The sequence below is a fragment of the Streptomyces sp. NPDC001194 genome (genome assembly GCF_042896985.1).
Lineage (GTDB): Bacteria > Actinomycetota > Actinomycetes > Streptomycetales > Streptomycetaceae > Streptomyces.
Map to the genome: position 1 here is coordinate 43076 of NZ_JBIAXU010000017.1, position 17946 is coordinate 61021.

Annotated in this window: 17 protein-coding genes and 1 other RNA gene; 14 read left to right on the forward strand and 4 right to left on the reverse strand. The window is 71.8% G+C overall.

Annotation, left to right across the window (positions count from 1 at the left end; genetic code table 11):
- The first annotated feature begins 215 nt into the window (after positions 1–215).
- A complete protein-coding gene (gene prfB / locus ACFY1T_RS27390; RefSeq protein WP_030866654.1) occupies positions 216–1325 on the forward strand; it encodes a peptide chain release factor 2 in 1110 nt (369 codons plus the stop codon).
- Positions 1326–1432: 107 nt separating this feature from the next.
- Here prfB and ACFY1T_RS27395 read toward each other — a convergent pair whose 3' ends face one another.
- A complete protein-coding gene (locus tag ACFY1T_RS27395; RefSeq protein WP_030866653.1) occupies positions 1433–1627 on the reverse strand; it encodes a hypothetical protein in 195 nt (64 codons plus the stop codon).
- Positions 1628–1890: 263 nt separating this feature from the next.
- Between ACFY1T_RS27395 and ftsE the strand changes: the two genes are divergently transcribed.
- The 5 genes from ftsE to ssrA all read left to right on the forward strand — a co-directional run bounded on the left by ftsE (position 1891) and on the right by ssrA (position 5789).
- The gene (gene ftsE / locus ACFY1T_RS27400; protein ID WP_030161344.1) at positions 1891–2580 is read left to right on the forward strand and encodes a cell division ATP-binding protein FtsE; all 690 of its coding nucleotides are present in this window, start codon (positions 1891–1893) and stop codon (positions 2578–2580) included.
- 17 nt (positions 2581–2597) lie between these two features.
- Complete coding sequence (ftsX, locus tag ACFY1T_RS27405; protein ID WP_229339288.1) at positions 2598–3530, forward strand: permease-like cell division protein FtsX; 933 nt, start codon at positions 2598–2600, stop codon at positions 3528–3530.
- Between the two features lie 67 nt (positions 3531–3597).
- Positions 3598–4812, forward strand: a complete 1215-nt coding sequence (locus tag ACFY1T_RS27410) for a S41 family peptidase (protein ID WP_390790533.1) — start codon at positions 3598–3600, stop codon at positions 4810–4812.
- An 18-nt stretch (positions 4813–4830) separates the two neighbouring features.
- Positions 4831–5316: an SsrA-binding protein SmpB gene (smpB, locus tag ACFY1T_RS27415; protein ID WP_030866646.1), complete on the forward strand. Its 486-nt coding sequence runs from the start codon at positions 4831–4833 to the stop codon at positions 5314–5316.
- Between the two features lie 84 nt (positions 5317–5400).
- Positions 5401–5789: a transfer-messenger RNA gene (gene ssrA / locus ACFY1T_RS27420) on the forward strand.
- A 71-nt stretch (positions 5790–5860) separates the two neighbouring features.
- Here the strand turns inward: ssrA and ACFY1T_RS27425 are convergent.
- From ACFY1T_RS27425 to ACFY1T_RS27435, 3 genes are read right to left on the reverse strand one after another with little or no spacing between them, the layout of a single operon-like run.
- A complete protein-coding gene (locus tag ACFY1T_RS27425; protein ID WP_390790534.1) occupies positions 5861–6118 on the reverse strand; it encodes a Txe/YoeB family addiction module toxin in 258 nt (85 codons plus the stop codon).
- The gene (locus ACFY1T_RS27430; protein ID WP_099891970.1) at positions 6115–6390 is read right to left on the reverse strand and encodes a type II toxin-antitoxin system Phd/YefM family antitoxin; all 276 of its coding nucleotides are present in this window, start codon (positions 6388–6390) and stop codon (positions 6115–6117) included. Before ACFY1T_RS27430 ends, ACFY1T_RS27425 begins: the two co-directional genes overlap by 4 nt.
- Positions 6391–6418: 28 nt before the next feature.
- Positions 6419–7663 (reverse strand): MFS transporter, encoded by a 1245-nt coding sequence (locus tag ACFY1T_RS27435; RefSeq protein ID WP_390790535.1) that lies wholly within the window; start codon positions 7661–7663, stop codon positions 6419–6421.
- A gap of 84 nt (positions 7664–7747) precedes the next feature.
- On the opposite strand from ACFY1T_RS27435, the gene ACFY1T_RS27440 reads away from it, so the two are divergent.
- From ACFY1T_RS27440 to ACFY1T_RS27475, 8 genes are all read left to right on the forward strand, one after another.
- Positions 7748–8713: a LysR family transcriptional regulator gene (locus ACFY1T_RS27440; protein ID WP_390790536.1), complete on the forward strand. Its 966-nt coding sequence runs from the start codon at positions 7748–7750 to the stop codon at positions 8711–8713.
- A 97-nt stretch (positions 8714–8810) separates the two neighbouring features.
- Positions 8811–10181, forward strand: coding sequence for a nitrate/nitrite transporter (locus tag ACFY1T_RS27445; RefSeq protein WP_390790537.1), 1371 nt, complete (start codon positions 8811–8813; stop codon positions 10179–10181).
- Between the two features lie 126 nt (positions 10182–10307).
- On the forward strand, positions 10308–11477 hold the full coding sequence (locus tag ACFY1T_RS27450) for a uroporphyrinogen-III synthase (protein WP_390790538.1): 1170 nt from the start codon (positions 10308–10310) through the stop codon (positions 11475–11477).
- Between the two features lie 73 nt (positions 11478–11550).
- Positions 11551–12075 (forward strand): GNAT family N-acetyltransferase, encoded by a 525-nt coding sequence (locus ACFY1T_RS27455; protein ID WP_390790624.1) that lies wholly within the window; start codon positions 11551–11553, stop codon positions 12073–12075.
- Between the two features lie 103 nt (positions 12076–12178).
- Positions 12179–12748 (forward strand): ABATE domain-containing protein, encoded by a 570-nt coding sequence (locus ACFY1T_RS27460; protein ID WP_030866630.1) that lies wholly within the window; start codon positions 12179–12181, stop codon positions 12746–12748.
- A gap of 126 nt (positions 12749–12874) precedes the next feature.
- Positions 12875–15181 (forward strand): HelD family protein, encoded by a 2307-nt coding sequence (locus tag ACFY1T_RS27465; protein WP_390790539.1) that lies wholly within the window; start codon positions 12875–12877, stop codon positions 15179–15181.
- Positions 15182–15635: 454 nt separating this feature from the next.
- Positions 15636–17039, forward strand: a complete 1404-nt coding sequence (locus ACFY1T_RS27470) for an NAD-dependent malic enzyme (protein WP_030866625.1) — start codon at positions 15636–15638, stop codon at positions 17037–17039.
- A 363-nt stretch (positions 17040–17402) separates the two neighbouring features.
- Entirely contained in the window at positions 17403–17684 is a 282-nt protein-coding gene (locus ACFY1T_RS27475) for an HU family DNA-binding protein (RefSeq protein ID WP_030161324.1), read from the forward strand.
- Positions 17685–17946 lie beyond the last annotated feature (262 nt).

The following is a 17946-nucleotide window of genomic DNA, read 5'->3' on the forward strand; positions in this document are numbered from 1 at the left end:
GGCCGCGTACAGGACCAAGTCGGATCGGGGTGGATCAGGCTTGGGGATGGTCCGGCGGCAGACAGCTCGTCGTCGTGACACGCATGTGGTCCACATGGCGGCGCTTGACGAGGAGCAGATTCATACCGTGAGCGTACGCCCGTTCCCGCGTTCATCAGAACGGGTGATCCGGCCTGGCCGGACAGCGCCGTCCGCGGACCGGCTACGCTGGACCCGTGGCAGTCGTCGATGTTTCCGAAGAGCTGAAGTCCCTCTCCTCGACCATGGGGTCGATCGAGGCCGTCCTGGACCTCGACAAGCTGAGGGCAGAAATCGCCGTGCTCGAGGAGCAGGCCGCCGCGCCGTCCCTGTGGGACGACCCGGAGGCCGCTCAGAAGATCACGAGCAAGCTTTCGCACCTCCAGGCCGAGGTCCGCAAGACCGAGACCCTTCGCGGCCGCATCGACGACCTCGCGGTGCTGTTCGACCTCGCCCAGGAGATGGACGACGCGGACACCCTCGCGGAGGCGGAGACCGAGCTGGTCTCCGTGCGCAAGGCGCTGGACGAGATGGAGGTCCGCACCCTGCTCTCCGGCGAGTACGCCGAGCGCGAGGCGCTGGTCAACATCCGCGCCGAGGCCGGCGGCGTCGACGCCTCCGACTTCGCCGAGCGCCTGCAGCGCATGTACCTGCGCTGGGCCGAGCGCCACGGCTACCCCACCGAGATCTACGAGACCTCGTACGCGGAAGAGGCCGGCATCAAGTCGACCACCTTCGTCGTCAAGGCCCCGTACGCCTACGGCACCCTCTCGGTCGAGCAGGGCACCCACCGCCTCGTGCGCATCTCGCCCTTCGACAACCAGGGCCGCCGCCAGACGTCCTTCGCGGGCGTCGAGGTGCTGCCGGTCGTCGAGACCAGCGACCACGTCGAGATCGACGAGGCCGAGCTGCGCGTGGACGTGTACCGCGCCTCCGGCCCCGGCGGTCAGGGCGTCAACACGACCGACTCGGCGGTGCGCATCACGCACATCCCGACCGGCATCGTCGTCTCCTGCCAGAACGAGCGCTCGCAGATCCAGAACAAGGCCAGCGCGATGAACGTGCTCCAGGCCAAGCTGCTGGAGCGGCGCCGCCAGGAGGAGAAGGACAAGATGGACGCCCTCAAGGACGGCGGAAGCTCCTGGGGCAACCAGATGCGCTCGTACGTCCTGCACCCGTACCAGATGGTCAAGGACCTGCGGACGGAGTTCGAGGTCGGCAACCCGCAGGCGGTGCTCGACGGCGAGATCGACGGCTTCCTCGAGGCCGGCATCCGCTGGCGCAAGCAGCAGGAGCAGACCGCGTAGCGAGAACCGGACGCGCGCGAAGGGCCCGGACACCTGAGGTGTCCGGGCCCTTCTGCCGTCTGCCGTCCGCGTCGGTGATCGGGACGCGGCGAGGGGGCTGCGCCGTGCTAGACCGTCTGCTGGGCCACGAGGGCCAGGGCCGCGACGAGGACCACCAGGAGCACGATGAGCGTCATCGGGTTCAGGCCGCCGAAGGGGCCCTCCTGCTGCTGGAGGCGCTCCCGGTTCGCCCGGCACACCGGGCAGCGTCCCTGGCTGACGGGTGCGGCGCAGTTCGCGCACACGAGCCGGTCATACGTCATGCGCTCTCCTCCTCTCGTCCCCTTGAACAACGAACAACGTGAACAACGCCTGAAGGAACGACTCCGTTCCCCTACCACTGTGCCAGCTCCGGCGACATTCGGCGCGGCCCGTCCGGGCAATCACGGACCGTCCCGGGCCGATCCCTCCCGGACCAGGGGATATATCGGGCAACTCCGGACGCCGGGCCCCCACCCCCCGCCCGTTCGCGTATGGTCACGCACACCGACTCCGCACACCTACTCCCGGCGACCGTGGTGCACCCGTGATCCGATTCGACAACGTCTCCAAGTCCTACCCGAAGCAGAACCGCCCCGCACTCAGAGATGTCTCCCTGGACATCGCGAAGGGCGAGTTCGTCTTCCTGGTCGGCTCCTCCGGCTCCGGCAAGTCCACCTTCCTGCGGCTGGTGCTGCGCGAGGAGCGGGCGAGCCACGGCCAGGTCCACGTCCTCGGCAAGGACCTCGCCAAGCTCTCCAACTGGAAGGTCCCGCAGATGCGGCGCCAGCTGGGGACCGTGTTCCAGGACTTCCGCCTGCTCCCCAACAAGACGGTGGCCGAGAACGTCGCCTTCGCCCAAGAGGTCATCGGCAAGCCGAGGGGTGAGATCCGCAAGGCCGTCCCGCAGGTCTTGGAGCTCGTGGGCCTCGGCGGCAAGGAGGACCGCATGCCCGGCGAGCTCTCCGGCGGTGAGCAGCAGCGCGTGGCCATCGCCCGCGCCTTCGTCAACCGCCCGGCCCTCCTCATCGCGGACGAGCCCACCGGCAACCTCGACCCGCAGACCTCGGTCGGCATCATGAAGCTGCTGGACCGGATCAACCGGACCGGCACCACCGTGATCATGGCCACGCACGACCAGCAGATCGTGGACCAGATGCGCAAGCGCGTCATCGAACTCGAACAGGGCCGACTCGTGCGCGACCAGTCGCGCGGCGTCTACGGCTACCAGCACTGAAAGGCCCTTGAGACGTCATGCGCGCCCAGTTCGTCATGTCGGAGATCGGCGTCGGCCTCCGCCGCAATCTCACCATGACCTTCGCGGTCATCATCTCCGTGGCCCTGTCGCTGGCCCTGTTCGGCGGTTCCCTGCTCATGCGCGACCAGGTGAGCAAGATGAAGGGCTACTGGTACGACAAGGTCAACGTCTCGATCTACCTCTGCAACAAGAGCGACGCGGAGGACAACGGCGAGAGCGGGAGCAAGGCCTGCGCCAAGGGTGCGGTCACTCCCGAGCAGAAGCAGCAGATCGAGACCGACCTGAAGAAGATGGACCTCGTCGAGACGGTCCACTACGAGTCCTCCGACGAGGCCTACAAGCACTACAAGGAGCGCTTCGGGCACACCGCGCTCGCCTCGGTGATCACCCCGGACCAGATGCCCGACTCCTTCCGGGTGAAGCTCAAGCAGCCCGAGAAGTACAAGGTCATCACGACCGCCTTCGCCGGCCGCGACGGCGTCCAGTCCGTCGCCGACCAGCACACCGAGCTCGACAACCTCTTCACGATGCTCGGCTACCTCAACTGGGCCGCCCTCGGCATCATGCTCATCATGCTGATCGTGGCCCTGCTGCTGATCGTCAACACCGTGCGCGTCTCCGCCTTCAGCCGGCGGCGGGAGACGGGGATCATGCGGCTCGTGGGCGCCTCCAGCTTCTACATCCAGGTGCCGTTCATCATGGAGGCCGCCTTCGCGGGGCTCATCGGCGCCGTGTTCGCCTGCGCCATGCTCGGCGCCGGCCAGTACTTCGTGATCGACCACGGCGCCTCGCTGCGCACGAAGATGGAGCTGATCAACTTCATCGGCTGGGACTCCGTGTTGACGAAGCTGCCGTTGGTGCTGGTCATCGGGGTGCTGATGCCCTCTCTGGCCGCCTTCATCGCATTGCGCAAGTACCTGAAGGTGTGACAAGCGCCCCGTGTGAGGTCCGCCCAACCCGCCGTGCCTCCACGGGGCTTGTCCTAGACTCGGCGCCATGCCGGGACTGCCCGCCTTCTGTCTCCGGCCCCGCGACCTGCGTCGCGGGGCCGCTCTGACGTTGGCCTTCATCGCAGCCGTGGGCGCGGCCGCGGGCACCGGCTGCTGGGACCGCGCGGACGCCGTCGGCGCCGCGGGCGCCGGGTTAGCGGCCGCCGGTACGCAGAACCCCGCGGCCGGACCCGAGACTCCCCGGGAGGGCGGGACCGGAACCGCAACGGCCGACCGCGAGGCCGTCGCCCGCGCCGCGGCCGAAGCCGCCGCCGAGGGCAAATCCGGCAAGAAGGCCGCCGAGGAGGTGGTCAGCCGCAGCGGCGACCGCTGGGGCATGGTCTACGACCAGGGCGAGTACGCCGCCTTCACCGACGACCTCGACGGCCGCTGGACCGGTGTCGGCCTCTGGATCGAGAGCCGCCGCGACGACCGCATCGCCGTCGAGAAGGTCCAGCCCGGCAGTCCCGCGGACCGGTCCGGCCTGCGCGCCGGGGACCGGCTGCTGAGCGTCGACGGCCACGCCGTCACCGGACTGCGCGTCTGCGACGTGGTCGCCCTGCTGCGCGGCGGCGCCGGCACCCCGGTCGTCCTGCACCTCACCCGGGACGGCGCCGACCTCACCGAGACCCTGCGCCGCGAGCAGCTGCACACCGAGCCCGTGACCGTACGGGAGCTCCCGGGCGGGATCACCGTCATCAAGGTCGCCTCCTTCAGCCGGGGCTCGGGCGAACAGGTCCGGGCCGCCGTCCGTGCGGCCAAACCGGGCGCGGGCTTCATGCTCGACCTGCGCGGCAACCCGGGCGGCCTGGTCACCGAGGCCGTGACGGCCGCCTCGGCCTTCCTGGACGGCGGGCTGGTGGCCACGTACGACGTACGGGGGGCCCAGCGCGCCCTGTACGCGAGCCCGGGCGGGGACACCGCGAGGCCCCTGGTGGCGCTGGTCGACGGCGGCACGATGAGCGCGGCGGAGCTGGTGACGGGCGCCCTCCAGGACCGCGGCCGCGCGGTGGCGGTGGGCAGCAGGACCTTCGGCAAGGGCTCGGTGCAGATGCCGACGCCGCTCCCGGACGGCTCGGTGGCGGAGCTGACGGTGGGCACGTACCGCACCCCGGCGGGCCGCAGCCTCGACGGCAGCGGCATCACCCCCGACCTGGCGGCGGGCGACGGGGCCGAGGAGCGGGCCCGCACGGTATTGGGTGGCCTCGGGGTGGGTCCGTAGTGCGAAAATGACCGCACTATGGCTAAGGAAACAGGGCGCAAGCTGATCGCCCAGAACAAGAAGGCGCGGCACGACTACACGATCATCGACACCTACGAGTGCGGCCTCGTGCTCACGGGTACCGAGGTCAAGTCCCTGCGCCAGGGCCGGGCCTCGCTGGTGGACGGGTTCGTGTCGGTGGAGAGCGGCGAGGCCTGGCTCTACAACGTGCACGTGCCGGAGTACAGCCAGGGCACCTGGACCAACCACAGCGCCCGCCGCAAGCGCAAGCTCCTGCTGCACCGCGAGGAGATCGACAAGCTGGACTCGAAGACCGGCGAGACGGGCAACACGATCGTGCCGCTCTCCCTGTACTTCAAGGACGGCCGGGCGAAGGTCGAGATCGCGCTGGCGAAGGGCAAGAAGGAGTACGACAAGCGCCAGGCGCTGCGCGAGAAGCAGGACACGCGCGAGACGAACCGGGTGATCTCGGCCGTGAAGCGCAAGGAACGCGGTCAGCTGTAATCTCCTGGCATCCCGTGGTCCACTTCGCGTACCATGGCGTCAGCACCGCCCCTCCGGGGTCGGAGCAGCTTGTAAACAAAACATGGGGATGATCGGTTTCGACAGCGGATGTCGATGCAGGGGAAGCGAGCCGAGGAAGCGGCAATGATCTCGCTAACCACATGTCGCAAAAAATAATCGCCAACTCCAAGAGCGATAACTCCCGCTTCACCCTCGCTGCCTAATAACAGTGAGCTGAAGCCTCTGTGAGGAGCGTCAGCCCGGAAGTGGTCCCGGTCCGGATCCTGGCGTCAATTAGGGATCTAAACCTCTAGCCCCGGTCACGGGGGTTGGAGGGAAACCAAACAGTGACTGAGCCCGTCGGAGACTTGTCCGTGTGATCTCCGGGGCCGAGAAAAGCGCAGCGGACTGCGCTCGGAGAAGCCCTGCTTCTGCACCGTTGGACGCGGGTTCGATTCCCGCCATCTCCACTCATCCCATGTGGGCGAAGGCCCCGCAGCCGCCAGGCTGCGGGGCCTTCGTCATGCCCGGGGCGTCCGCGGCGTCAGTAGCGGTAGCGCGCCTTGAGCACCTTCACTTCCTTCTCGTCCGCCCGGTACACGAGGCGGTGTTCGTCGTCGATGCGGCGGGACCAGTAGCCGGACAGTCCGCCCTTCAGCGGTTCGGGCTTGCCGATGCCGGTGAACGGGTCGCGCTGGATCTCGCCGATCAGACGGGTGATCCGGCGGGCCGTCTTCAGGTCGGAGGAGAGCCAGAACAGGAAGTCCTCCCACCCGGCCGGGTCGAAGTGGACGCTCCTCACTCCTCCCCTCCGGCCAGTTGCCGCAGCTCGTCCATGCTCTTGGCGACCGACGGCGCGCCCTCGCGGTCGCGCGCGACGGCTTCCATCAGCCGCTGGGCGTTGGCGGGGGAGCGCAGCAGGTAGACGGTCTCCTGCCAGGAGTCGTAGTCGTCGGCGGACATCAGAACGGCGTCACCGTTCTTGGAGGTGATGCGCACCGGGGCGTGGTCGGTGTTGACGCGCTCGATCAGCGGGAACAGGGTCGCCCTGGCTTCGCTGGCACTTATGGACATGGTCCGCTCCTCCGGTCTTGGTACCACTTCACGGTACCTGACTCGTACCGGAAAGTCGTACCGTCCGGTGGATCAGGAGCGTCAGGGCGGCCGCCGCGGCCGGGAGGGCGTAGGGGGTCGTGGGGCCCAGGTGGTCCACCAGGGAGCCGGCCGCGGCCGCGCCCAGGGCTATGCCCGTCAGGATGGCCGTCACCGCCAGGGTCATCGACTCGTTGAGGCGGCCCTCGGGGGCGAGGGCGTGCACCCGGGACATCGCCGTGACCATCGTCGGGGCCGTGGCCATGCCGGCCAGCAGGAGGGCGGCGGCCAGCAGGGGGAGGGAGCCGGTGGCCGCCGCCGCCCACGGGAGGGTCAGGGCCGCGGTCAGGGTGATCAGGCAGGTCCGCAGGGACCGGGGGCGCAGGGTGCCGTAGAGCAGGCCGGCCGCGCAGGAGCCCGCCGCCTGGAGGGCCAGGACCAGGCCGGTGGCGGCGCCCAGGCCGCGGGCGTCGAGGTGGGCGATCGACGTCACCTCCATCGAGCCGAACAGCAGGCCCAGGGGGGCGAAGAGGGCCAGTACGGGCATCAGGGTGCGCAGCGGTGACCCGCCGGCGCGCGGCGGCGATGCCGGGGGCTGCGTGCTGCGCTGGGAGGTGAAGAGGAGCATGCCCGTCAGGAGCAGGGCGGCCGCCGTGAGGGTGCCCGCCTCCGGGAAGGCGGCCGAGCAGAGGAACGCCGCCACCACCGGCCCGAGCATGTAGCAGAGCTCGTCGGCCGCCTGCTCGAACGACATCGCCGTGTGGTGCGCGGCGGGGGAGTCGCGCAGCAGGTGGGTCCAGCGGGCCCGCGACATGCCGCCGATGTTGGGAGTGGTCGCGGTGGCGGCGTACGAGGCGAACAGGGTCCAGGCGGGGGCGTGCGCGCGGACGGAGACGACCAGCGCCACCGAGCCGAGCACCGCGACCAGCGTCGCCGGGACGGCGATCCGGGCCTGGCCGTACCGGTCGACGAGGCGGGCGGTCCACGGCGCGACCAGTGCGGTGGCGGCCATCCCGGTGGCGGTGACGGCGCCGGCGAGGGCGTACGAGCCGCGCTGGCCGGCGATCATCATGACCGCACTGATGCCGAACATGCCCATGGGGAGGCGCGCCAGCAGGTTCCCGGCCGTGAAGGCCCGGGTCCCGGGATGCGAGAAGAGGCGGGCGTACGGGCCCTGTGCGCGGGGGCGGCGGTGGTGGTGCGGGGCGGGGGCTATCACGAGCGTCGAGCCCGTCACGGTCATCAGCGGCGGCATGGTCCAAGGCTCCGGCGCGCCGCCCCCGGGCGTCCAACACCTGTTCAGGAGTCATTCACCCGGTTCCGTTGTTAGTCTCCCTGCGTGATACCCCGTGATGTGGAACCCCGGCTGCTGCGCGGGTTCGTCGCCGTGGCCGAGGAGTTGCACTTCACCCGCGCCGCCGCCCGCCTGTACGTCGCCCAGCAGGCACTGAGCCGCGACGTGCGGCGGCTGGAAACCGCCCTGGGCGCGGCACTGTTCGTACGGACCACCCGCGCCGTCGAGCTGACCGCCGACGGGGAGCGGCTGCTGCCCCTGGCCCGGCGGGTGCTGGCCGCGCACGAGGCGCTCGCCGCCGCCTTCGCCGGCCCCAGGGCGCTGCTCGTCGACCTCAACACCGACGGGCCGAGCACCGCCCGCACCGTCCTGGAGCGGGCCCGCGAACTGGCCCCGGACTGCGAGCTGATGGCCCGCTTCGAGAGCGGGCTGACGTACGCCGCGGCCGAGGTCGCCGCCGGGCGCCTCGACGTGTCCTTCGGGTACGCCGACGGCCTGGATCCGGGGCTGCGGGCCCGCCTCGCGCACCGGCCCGTGCGGTACGAGCCGCTCGCGGTGCTGCTCCCCGACGGGCACCCGCTGGCCGCGCGGGCCGACGTACCGCTGGACGCGCTGGCCGGGGAGAGCGTGTACGCCGGGGCCGGCAATCCGCGGACCCTGGAGTGGACCGGGCTCGCCCGCGAGCTGCTGGAGGGGCGCGGGATCGCGCTCGCGCCGCCCGCGCCCGTGGCCATGGGGAAGGACGAGTTCGGCCGGGTCATGGCCAAGACGCGCAACCCGGTCCTGGTCACCGTGGACTTCCTCGACCTGCCCGGGTCCGTGAAGCGGCCGCTGGTCGACCCGGTACCGCTGTCCCCGCTGTCGATGGTGTGGCGCAAGGGTTTCAGCCACCCCGGGCTCGACGCGCTGCACCGGGCCGCGGACCTCCTCGCCGCCGGACACGGCTGGCTGGAGGTGCCCCCGGCGAGCTGGCGCCCCGCCGCGCTCACAGGCGGCTCCGGCGGCGGGTGAGTGCAAGGTTTCCCACCGGTCATCCCGCGGGGACCGGGGCCGAAACGCGCCGTTCCTACGGTCGTCACCACGGACGCGAGAGCTGTGGAGGCGTGTGATGACCGGTACGACCGCACCGCGCAAGGGGGGCCGCTGGATCGAGCGGTGGGAACCCGAGGACGAGACCTTCTGGAAGGAGTCCGGGGAGCGCATCGCCCGCCGGAACCTGCTCTACTCGGTGCTCTCCGAGCACATCGGGTTCTCCATCTGGACCCTGTGGTCGGTGATGGTGCTCTTCATGGGCCCCGCCTACGGGATCGACCCGGCCGGGAAGTTCTTCCTCATCGGGACGGCCACCTTCGTGGGCGCCCTCGTCCGGGTGCCGTACACCTTCGCCGTCGCCCGCTTCGGCGGCCGCAACTGGACCGTCGTCAGCGCCCTGCTGCTGCTCGCCCCGACCGGGGCCGCGCTGGTCGTCATGGAGCCGGGGACCTCGTACGGGACCTTCCTGGCGGTCGCCGCGCTGACCGGCGTGGGCGGCGGCAACTTCGCCTCCTCCATGACCAACATCAACGCCTTCTTCCCGCTGCGCAAGAAGGGCTGGGCGCTCGGCCTGAACGCGGGCGGCGGGAACATCGGCGTGCCCGTGGTGCAGCTCGTCGCCCTGCTGGTCATCGGGACCGCCGGGGCCGGGCACCCGAGGCTGCTGCTGGCCGTCTACCTGCCGCTGATCGTGGCCGCGGCGGCGCTGGCCCTGCTGCGGATGGACAACCTGGCGCCCGTGCGGAGCGACACGGGGGCCGTCCGCGAGGCGGTCCGGGACGCCCACACCTGGATCATGGCCTTCCTCTACATCGGCACCTTCGGGTCCTTCATCGGCTACAGCTTCGCCTTCGGGCTCGTCCTCCAGACGCAGTTCGGCCGTACCCCGCTGCAGGCCGCCTCGCTCACCTTCGTCGGGCCGCTGCTCGGCTCGCTGATCCGGCCCGTGGGCGGCGCCCTCGCCGACCGGTTCGGGGGCGCCCGGATCACCCTCGCGACGTTCGTCGCCATGGCCGCCGCGACGGGGATCGTCGTCTACGCCTCGGGCGAGGAGTCGCTGCCCGTCTTCCTCGTAGGGTTCGTGGCGCTGTTCGTGCTCAGCGGGCTCGGGAACGGCTCCACGTACAAGATGATCCCGGGCATCTTCCGGGCCAAGGCACTGGCGCGGGGCATGGGCGCCGAGGCGGCGGCCGCGTACGGGCGCCGGCTGTCCGGGGCCGCCATGGGACTCATCGGCGCGGTCGGCGCACTCGGCGGCCTCGGCATCAACCTGGCCTTCCGGGAGGCGTTCTCGACCTCCGGGTCCGGGACGGCCGCCTTCGTCACCTTCCTCGGCTTCTACGCGGCGTGCTGCGCGGTGACGTGGGCGGTATACCTTCGCCGGCCCGCCCCCGCGGTGCTCCCGGCGGCCGGGGCCGAGGCGAAGCCGCAGCTCACATCGGTGTAACGGCGGTTTACGGACACGAAATACGGCGGAACCGAGCCTGACACGCCGCGTTGACAAGCTCGGTTCCGTTCCCGCGACATGTGATCGCGCGACGTGATGACGACCCACTGGGCAAGGCAGGTCACCATGGACGACACCCGCACAGTCGCCACCCCGACGCCCGCCCCCGCGGCGGGCCCGCTCGCGGGATTCACCGTGGGGGTCACCGCGGCCCGGCGGGCGGACGAGCTGATCGCGCTGCTGCGCCGGCGGGGGGCCACCGTCGTGCACGCCCCGGCCCTGCGGATCGTGCCGCTGGCCGACGACAGCGAACTGCTCGCCGCCACGAAGGAATTGATCGCCTGCCCGCCGGACACGGTCGTCGCCACCACCGCGATCGGATTCCGCGGGTGGATCGAGGCCGCCGACGGGTGGGGGATCGGCGAGGAGCTGCTGGCGCGGCTGCGGGCCACCGAACTGCTGGCGCGCGGACCGAAGGTGAAGGGGGCCGTCCGGGCCGCCGCTCTGGTGGAGACGTGGTCCCCGCAGTCGGAATCCCTCGCGGAGGTGCTCGACCGCATGCTGGCCGCCGGAGTCGCCGGGCGGCGCATCGCGCTGCAGCTGCACGGGGAGCCGCTGCCCGGGTTCGTCGAGGCGCTGCGGGCCGGAGGGGCCGAGGTGGTCGTGGTCCCGGTGTACCGCTGGATGGCGCCGGAGGACCTCGCGCCGATGGACCGGCTGCTGGACGCGGTGGCCGCCGGCGCCGGCGCGATCGACGCGGTGAGCTTCACCTCGGCTCCGGCGGCGGCGTCGCTGCTGGCGCGGGCGCGGGAGCGGGGGGTGGACGGCGCGGTGCTCGCGGCGCTGCGGGGGGACGTGCTGTCGGCGTGCGTGGGGCCGGTGACGGCGCTGCCGCTCCAGGCGCACGGGGTGGACACGGTGCAGCCGGAGCGGTTCCGGCTGGGGCCGCTGGTGCAGCTGCTGTGCCAGGAGCTGCCGGGGCGGGCGCGGGTGCTGCCGGTCGCGGGGCACCGGGTGGAGATCCGGGGCCACGCGGTGCTGCTGGACGCGGAGCTGCGGACGGTGCCGCCCGCGGGGATGGCGCTGCTGCGGGCGCTGGCCCGGCGGCCGGGGTGGGTCGTGGGGCGGGCGGACCTGCTGCGGGCGCTGCCGGGGGCGGGGCGGGACGAGCACGCCGTGGAGACGGCGATGGCCCGGCTGCGGGGCGCGCTGGGGGTGCCGAACCTGATCCAGACGGTGGTGAAGAGGGGGTACCGGCTGGCGCTGGACGCGGGTGAGTGCGCGCCGGTGGAATGACCGCCCGCCGGCGGGGCTGGATGTGACGGCCGGGGTTGGCTAGCGTGCCCTGGTGATCATTGACGGGGTGCGGATGCGGGGCGTCGAGGCCGGGGACGCCGCCGGGCTGGCCGACACGCTGGCGCGGAACCGGGACTTCATGGCGCCCTTCGAGCCGTGGCGGTCCGAGGTGTTCTTCACCGAGGCGGGGCAGGCCGCACGGATCGAGGCGCTGCTCGCCGAGCGCGACGCCGGGCGCGCCGCCTCGTACGTGCTCGTCGAGGCCGGCTCCGGTACGCCCGTCGGGATGATCAACCTCGGCAGCATCGTCCTCGGCCCCTTCCGCAGCGGCGGCATCGGCTACTGGGTCGACCGGGCCTGGCACGGCAAGGGGCTGGCCACCGCCGCCGCCCTGGAGGTCTGCCGGATCGCCCGCGACACGTACGGGCTGCACCGCGTCGAGGCCGGAACCCTGGTCGACAACCTGGCCTCCCAGCGGGTCCTGGCCAAGGCCGGGTTCGAGCAGTACGGACTCGCCCCCCGCTACCTGCACATCAACGGCGCCTGGCGCGACCACCGCCTCTTCCAGCGCCTCCTGCACGACGACCCGCCGCTCTAGGGGGCGTCTTCCGGGGGAGCCCCCGTACGGGGGGTTCCGCATCGCCCCGGCGCCCGGCACTCTGAGAGGCACGCGCACCCCCAGACAAGAGGCGGTGACGGGCATGTGGTTCGACTCCGGGCGGGTGTGCCTGGACCTGGTGGCCACCTTCGCCGCCCCCGCGGGCGCCGAGGAGATCCGAGACGGCGACGAGCTGAGGTTGTGGCTGGCCGGAGCCGGGCTCGTGCCCGACCGGACGCCGATCGCCCGGGTGGGCCCCGACTGGGTGGAGGCCTTCCGGGCGCTGCGCCGCGACGTGGGGAGCCTCGTACGGGCCGAGCTCGCCGGGGCCGGTCCCGACGAGGGCGCGCTGGCCCGGGTCAACGCGCTGGCCGCCGGTCCACCCCCGGGACTGTGTGCCGTACAAGACCAAGAGGGTCACCTCGTACGGGAGTTGTGCGGCGGTGTGGAATGCGGTGCGCTGCTCGCCGCCGTGGCCCGCGACGCCGTGGAACTGCTCACCGATCCCGGCGAACGGGACCTGCTGCGCTCCTGCGAAGGGGACGGCTGCACCCGCGTCTACCTGGACACTTCGCGCGGGCACCGGCGGCGCTGGTGCTCCAGCGAGCTGTGCGGCAACCGCGAGCGGGTCGCCCGGCACCGGCGCAGGGTGCTCGCGGCCCGTCCCGGGTAGGTACCGGGTGGCGGCCGGACGGCGTCCGGACAGTGATCTTCGCCCGGTCACCGGAACGGGCGTGCGGACCGGGCGCAGCTTCGCGTACGGTTGACGGTCGCCCATGCACGTCAGAAGGGGGCCTTGGTGGCCGCGCAGAATGCCGCTGTCGACAGCACGGCGGATTCCGTCCGCGATCGGGAGATCGCGGTCGAGCAGACGCATCTGGACCAGGTGTACCGCCGCCTCGAGGAGAAGATCGACGAGGCCGAGTTCCTGATGAACGACGCGGCCAAACGCGGTCAGGTCGGCACGCCCGGCGCGCTCGCGGAACGCGACGCGCAGGTCTTCCGGGCGGGCATCCACCTGAACCGGCTGAACAACGAGTTCGAGGACTTCCTCTTCGGCCGGATCGACCTGGTCCTCGGCAAGGACGGGGAGCGCGGGCCCGACGGCGCGTACACCTCCGTCGAGCCGGCCGACGACGCGATCCGCGAGGACCTCACCGCCGACATCGCCGAGACGCTCCACATCGGACGCATCGGCGTGCTCGACGCCGACTACGCGCCGCTGGTCATCGACTGGCGCGCGCCGGCCGCCGCGCCGTTCTACCGCTCCACGCCCAAGGACCCGGGCCGTGTCGTACGGCGCCGCGTCATCCGCTCCAAGGGCCGCAAGGTGCTCGGCGTCGAGGACGACCTGATGCGCCCGGAGATCACCGCCTCGCTCGACGGCCGGGAGCTGCCCGCCATCGGTGACGGCGCCCTGATGGCCGCGCTCGGGCGGGCGCGTACGCACTCGATGCGGGACATCGTCTCCTCCATCCAGGCCGAGCAGGACATGGTGATCCGGGCCCCCGCCGCCTCGGTCGCCGAGGTCGCGGGCGGGCCCGGCACCGGCAAGACCGCCGTCGCCCTGCACCGCGCCGCCTACCTGCTCTACCAGGACCGGCGCCGCTACTCCGGCGGCATCCTGATCGTCTCGCCGACCCCGCTGCTCGTCGCGTACACCGAGGGCGTGCTGCCCTCGCTCGGCGAGGAGGGCCAGGTCGCCATCCGGGCGCTCGGCTCGCTGGTCGACGGCGCCGAGGCGACCACGTACGACGAACCGGCCGTGGCCCGCGTCAAGGGTTCCTCGCGCATGCGCAAGGTGCTCCACAAGGCCGTACGGGGCGCACTCGAACTCGGTGACGCCCCCGAGCGGCTGCGCGTCGTGGCCTTCGGGCGGCGCCAGGAGCTGGAGGCCGACGAGCTGAACCGGATCCGGCAGAACGTGCTCAGCGGCACCGCGCCCGTGAACCTGCTGCGCCCGCGCGCCCGCAAGCTGCTGCTCGACGCCCTGTACTCGAGGTCCGGCGGGGCGGGCCGGCACAGCGATCCGGAGCTGGCGGCCGAGCTGCGCTCCGCGTTCGACGAGGACATCTCCACCGAGGACGCGTTCATCGACTTCCTGGGCGCCTGGTGGCCCGAGCTGACCCCGCGCGCGGTGCTCGCCGCGATGGCCGACGAGCGCCGTCTCGGCCGCTGGTCGCGGCGGGTCCTGAACCCGCGCGAGACCCGCCAGCTGGCGCGCTCGCTGCGCCGGGTGGGCCCGGACGGCAAGGGGCCGCTGTCGGTGCACGACGTGGCGCTGCTGGACGAGCTCCAGCTGCTGCTCGGCGCCCCGGCGCGGCCCAAGCGCAAGCGGCAGCTCGACCCGCTCGACCAGCTCAGCGGGCTGGAGGAGCTCATGCCGACCCGCGAGGAGACCCAGTGGGAGCGGGCGGAGCGGATCGCGGCGGAGCGCACCGAGTACGCGCACGTGATCGTCGACGAGGCGCAGGACCTGACGCCGATGCAGTGGCGGATGGTCGGCCGCCGGGGCCGGATGGGCACCTGGACGGTGGTCGGAGACCCGGCGCAGTCCTCGTGGACGGATCCGGAGGAGGCGGCCGCCGCGCGGGACGAGGCCCTGGGATCGCGGCCGCGCCGCCGCTTCACCCTCACCGTGAACTACCGCAACCCGGCCGAGGTCGCGGAGGTCGCGGCCCGGGTGCTGCGGCTGGCGATGCCGGGCATGGAACCGCCGACGGCGGTCCGCTCCACGGGGCTGGAGCCCCGCTTCACGGCCGCGGGCGGTGATCTGGGCGCCGCGGTCCGCGAGGAGACGCGCAGGCTGCTGGAGCAGGTCGACGGCACGGTCGGTGTGGTCGTGGCCATGGACCGGCGCGCGGAGGCCGCGGGCTGGCTGGCGGACCTGGGGGAGCGGGCGGTGGCGCTCGGCAGCCTGGAGGCCAAGGGGCTGGAGTACGACGCCACGGTGGTCGTCTCCCCGGCGGAGATCGCCGAGGAGTCCCCGGCGGGCCTGCGGGTCCTGTACGTGGCCCTGACGCGCGCGACGCAGCAGCTGACGGTGGTCTCCGCCGGCCGCGACGAGCCCGACGCGGACGGGGTGCCGGCGCTGCTGAAGCCGTAGGGCCGCGCGGGTCCGTGCCCGGTGGGAGCGCGCGGCACGGATGGCTCGCGGCCACACGCGTGGTGAGACGAGGTCAACCCCCTGGAGGGGGATCGCTTCCGGCGATCCTTTGTTAGCCTGGGTACGGCACCGACTCGATCCAAGCCCCCGGGCCCAACCTTCGTCGCTTAGAGCGACCACTTGCCGCGAGGCGAGCATGGCGGGTCGGTGTCATAGACGTTCATACAGGTCCGCGCCCCTCGGATACCGAGGGGCGCGGACCTTTTTCGTACGGGCCTACGCTTCCGAACGCCTGATCTATCTCGTATGGTGGAAGTGTCTTTCCGAAATTTGTAGCTGGTTACCTTGTACTGGCTGGTAGGTGGGACGATCGGACAACAGGTCCTGCCGCACCTGCCGTGCAGCGGGGCCCTGTGTGTGTACAAAAAACCAGGGACAGAAGAGGAACACGGCCATGGCAACGGCGCCCAGCGTCTCGTACTCGATGACGGTCCGCCTGGAAGTGCCCGCGAGCGGAACCGCGGTCTCCCAGCTGACCACCGCCGTGGAGTCTTCCGGTGGGTCGGTCACCGGCCTCGACGTGACCGCCTCCGGTCACGAGAAGCTCCGTATCGACGTCACCATCGCCGCGACCTCCACCGCGCACGCCGACGAGATCGTCGGCAAGCTGCGCGGCATCGAGGGCGTCAGCCTCGGCAAGGTCTCCGACCGAACCTTCCTGATGCACCTCGGCGGCAAGATCGAGATGGCGTCCAAGCACCCCATCCGCAACCGTGACGACCTCTCGATGATCTACACCCCGGGCGTCGCCCGCGTGTGCATGGCCATCGCCGAGAACCCCGAGGACGCGCGCCGCCTCACCATCAAGCGCAACTCCGTCGCAGTCGTGACGGACGGCTCCGCGGTACTGGGCCTCGGCAACATCGGCCCGATGGCCGCGCTGCCCGTCATGGAGGGCAAGGCCGCCCTCTTCAAGCGCTTCGCCGGCATCGACGCCTGGCCGATCTGCCTCGACACCCAGGACTCCGACGAAATCGTCGCCATCGTCAAGGCCATCGCCCCGGGCTTCGCCGGCATCAACCTCGAGGACATCTCCGCGCCGCGCTGCTTCGAGATCGAGGCCCGGCTGCGCGAGGCCCTCGACATCCCCGTCTTCCACGACGACCAGCACGGCACCGCCATCGTCGTCCTCGCCGCCCTCACCAACGCACTTCGCGTGGTGGGCAAGGCAGTTGGCGACGTCAAGGTCGTCATGTCGGGCGCCGGCGCGGCCGGTACGGCCATCCTCAAGCTGCTCCTCGCGGCCGGCGTGAAGAACGTGGTCAGCGCCGACATCCACGGTGTCGTGCACGCGGGCCGCCCCGACCTGGTCGACGCGGCCGCCGACTCCCCGCTGCGCTGGATCGCCGACAACACCAACCCCGAGGGCTACACCGGCACTCTGAAGGAGGCCGTGGTCGGCGCCGACGTCTTCATCGGCGTCTCCGCCCCCAACGTGCTGTCCGGCGAGGACGTCGCGGCCATGGCCGAGGGCGCGATCGTGTTCGCGCTCGCGAACCCGGACCCCGAGGTGGACCCGGCCGTCGCCCGCCAGACCGCCGCCGTCGTCGCCACCGGCCGCTCCGACTTCCCCAACCAGATCAACAACGTCCTGGTCTTCCCGGGTGTCTTCCGCGGTCTGCTGGACGCCCAGTCCCGCACGGTGAACACGGACATGATGCTGGCCGCCGCGACCGCGCTCGCGGACGTCGTCGGCGAGGACGAGCTCAACGCCAACTACATCATCCCGTCGGTGTTCAACGACAAGGTGGCCGGCGCGGTCGCCGGAGCCGTCCGCAAGGCCGCCTCGGCGATCTGACGCCGGATCGGGCGGCTCCGCACCGGGTCCGGCCGCCGCTGTGACGGCCCTCACGGCTCGCCGTTCCCGGCGCGTCGCGAGATGCGGGCCCGGCGGGCCGCCTCTAGGGTTGCGGGGATGCCCGCGAGGTCCGCGGTCCGCATCCACCAAGTGCGGACGGAGCGTCACCGCGGCGTGACTGTGGCGCTTTTCGTGTGACCCTGGCGGGTGCCGGATTGGCTTTCCCGCCGCTGGTGGGGGCAGGATGCGTAACCGGGCGAGAGGGTCTGACGTTCAGACCCGGGTCCGGGGACTGTCCGAGGGCCCTGGCAGCATCGGCTTCGATCTCACGCCTCTAAGGCAAGTTGAACACGGGAGTACAACATGAACCGCAGTGAGCTGGTGGCCGCTCTGTCCGAGCGCGCCGAGGTGACCCGCAAGGACGCCGACGCCGTTCTGGCCGCGCTCGCCGAGACCGTCGGCGAGATTGTCGCCAAGGGCGACGAGAAGGTCACCATCCCCGGCTTCCTGACCTTCGAGCGCACCCACCGTGCCGCTCGCACCGCGCGCAACCCGCAGACCGGCGACCCCATCCAGATCCCGGCCGGCTTCAGCGTCAAGGTCTCCGCGGGCTCCAAGCTCAAGGAAGCCGCCAAGGGCAAGTAAGTCCTGCCCGTACCGGGGCCCGTACGGGCCTTCGGACCGGCAGAGCAGTACGCAGTACTGGCGAAGGGCGGCCACCCCCGGGCGGGGTGGCCGCCCTTCGGGCTGTCCGGGGTCCCCGGCCGACCCTGGGCCCGCCGAGGCCTGCCCGGGCCGTCACGGGCCGGTGAGGGCCCCGCGTACGGCCGCACGGGCCGGCGGGAGGGCCCCGTACGGCCGTTGGGCGGCCGTGTGCGGGCCGGTGGGCACATGCGAGAGCCCCCCG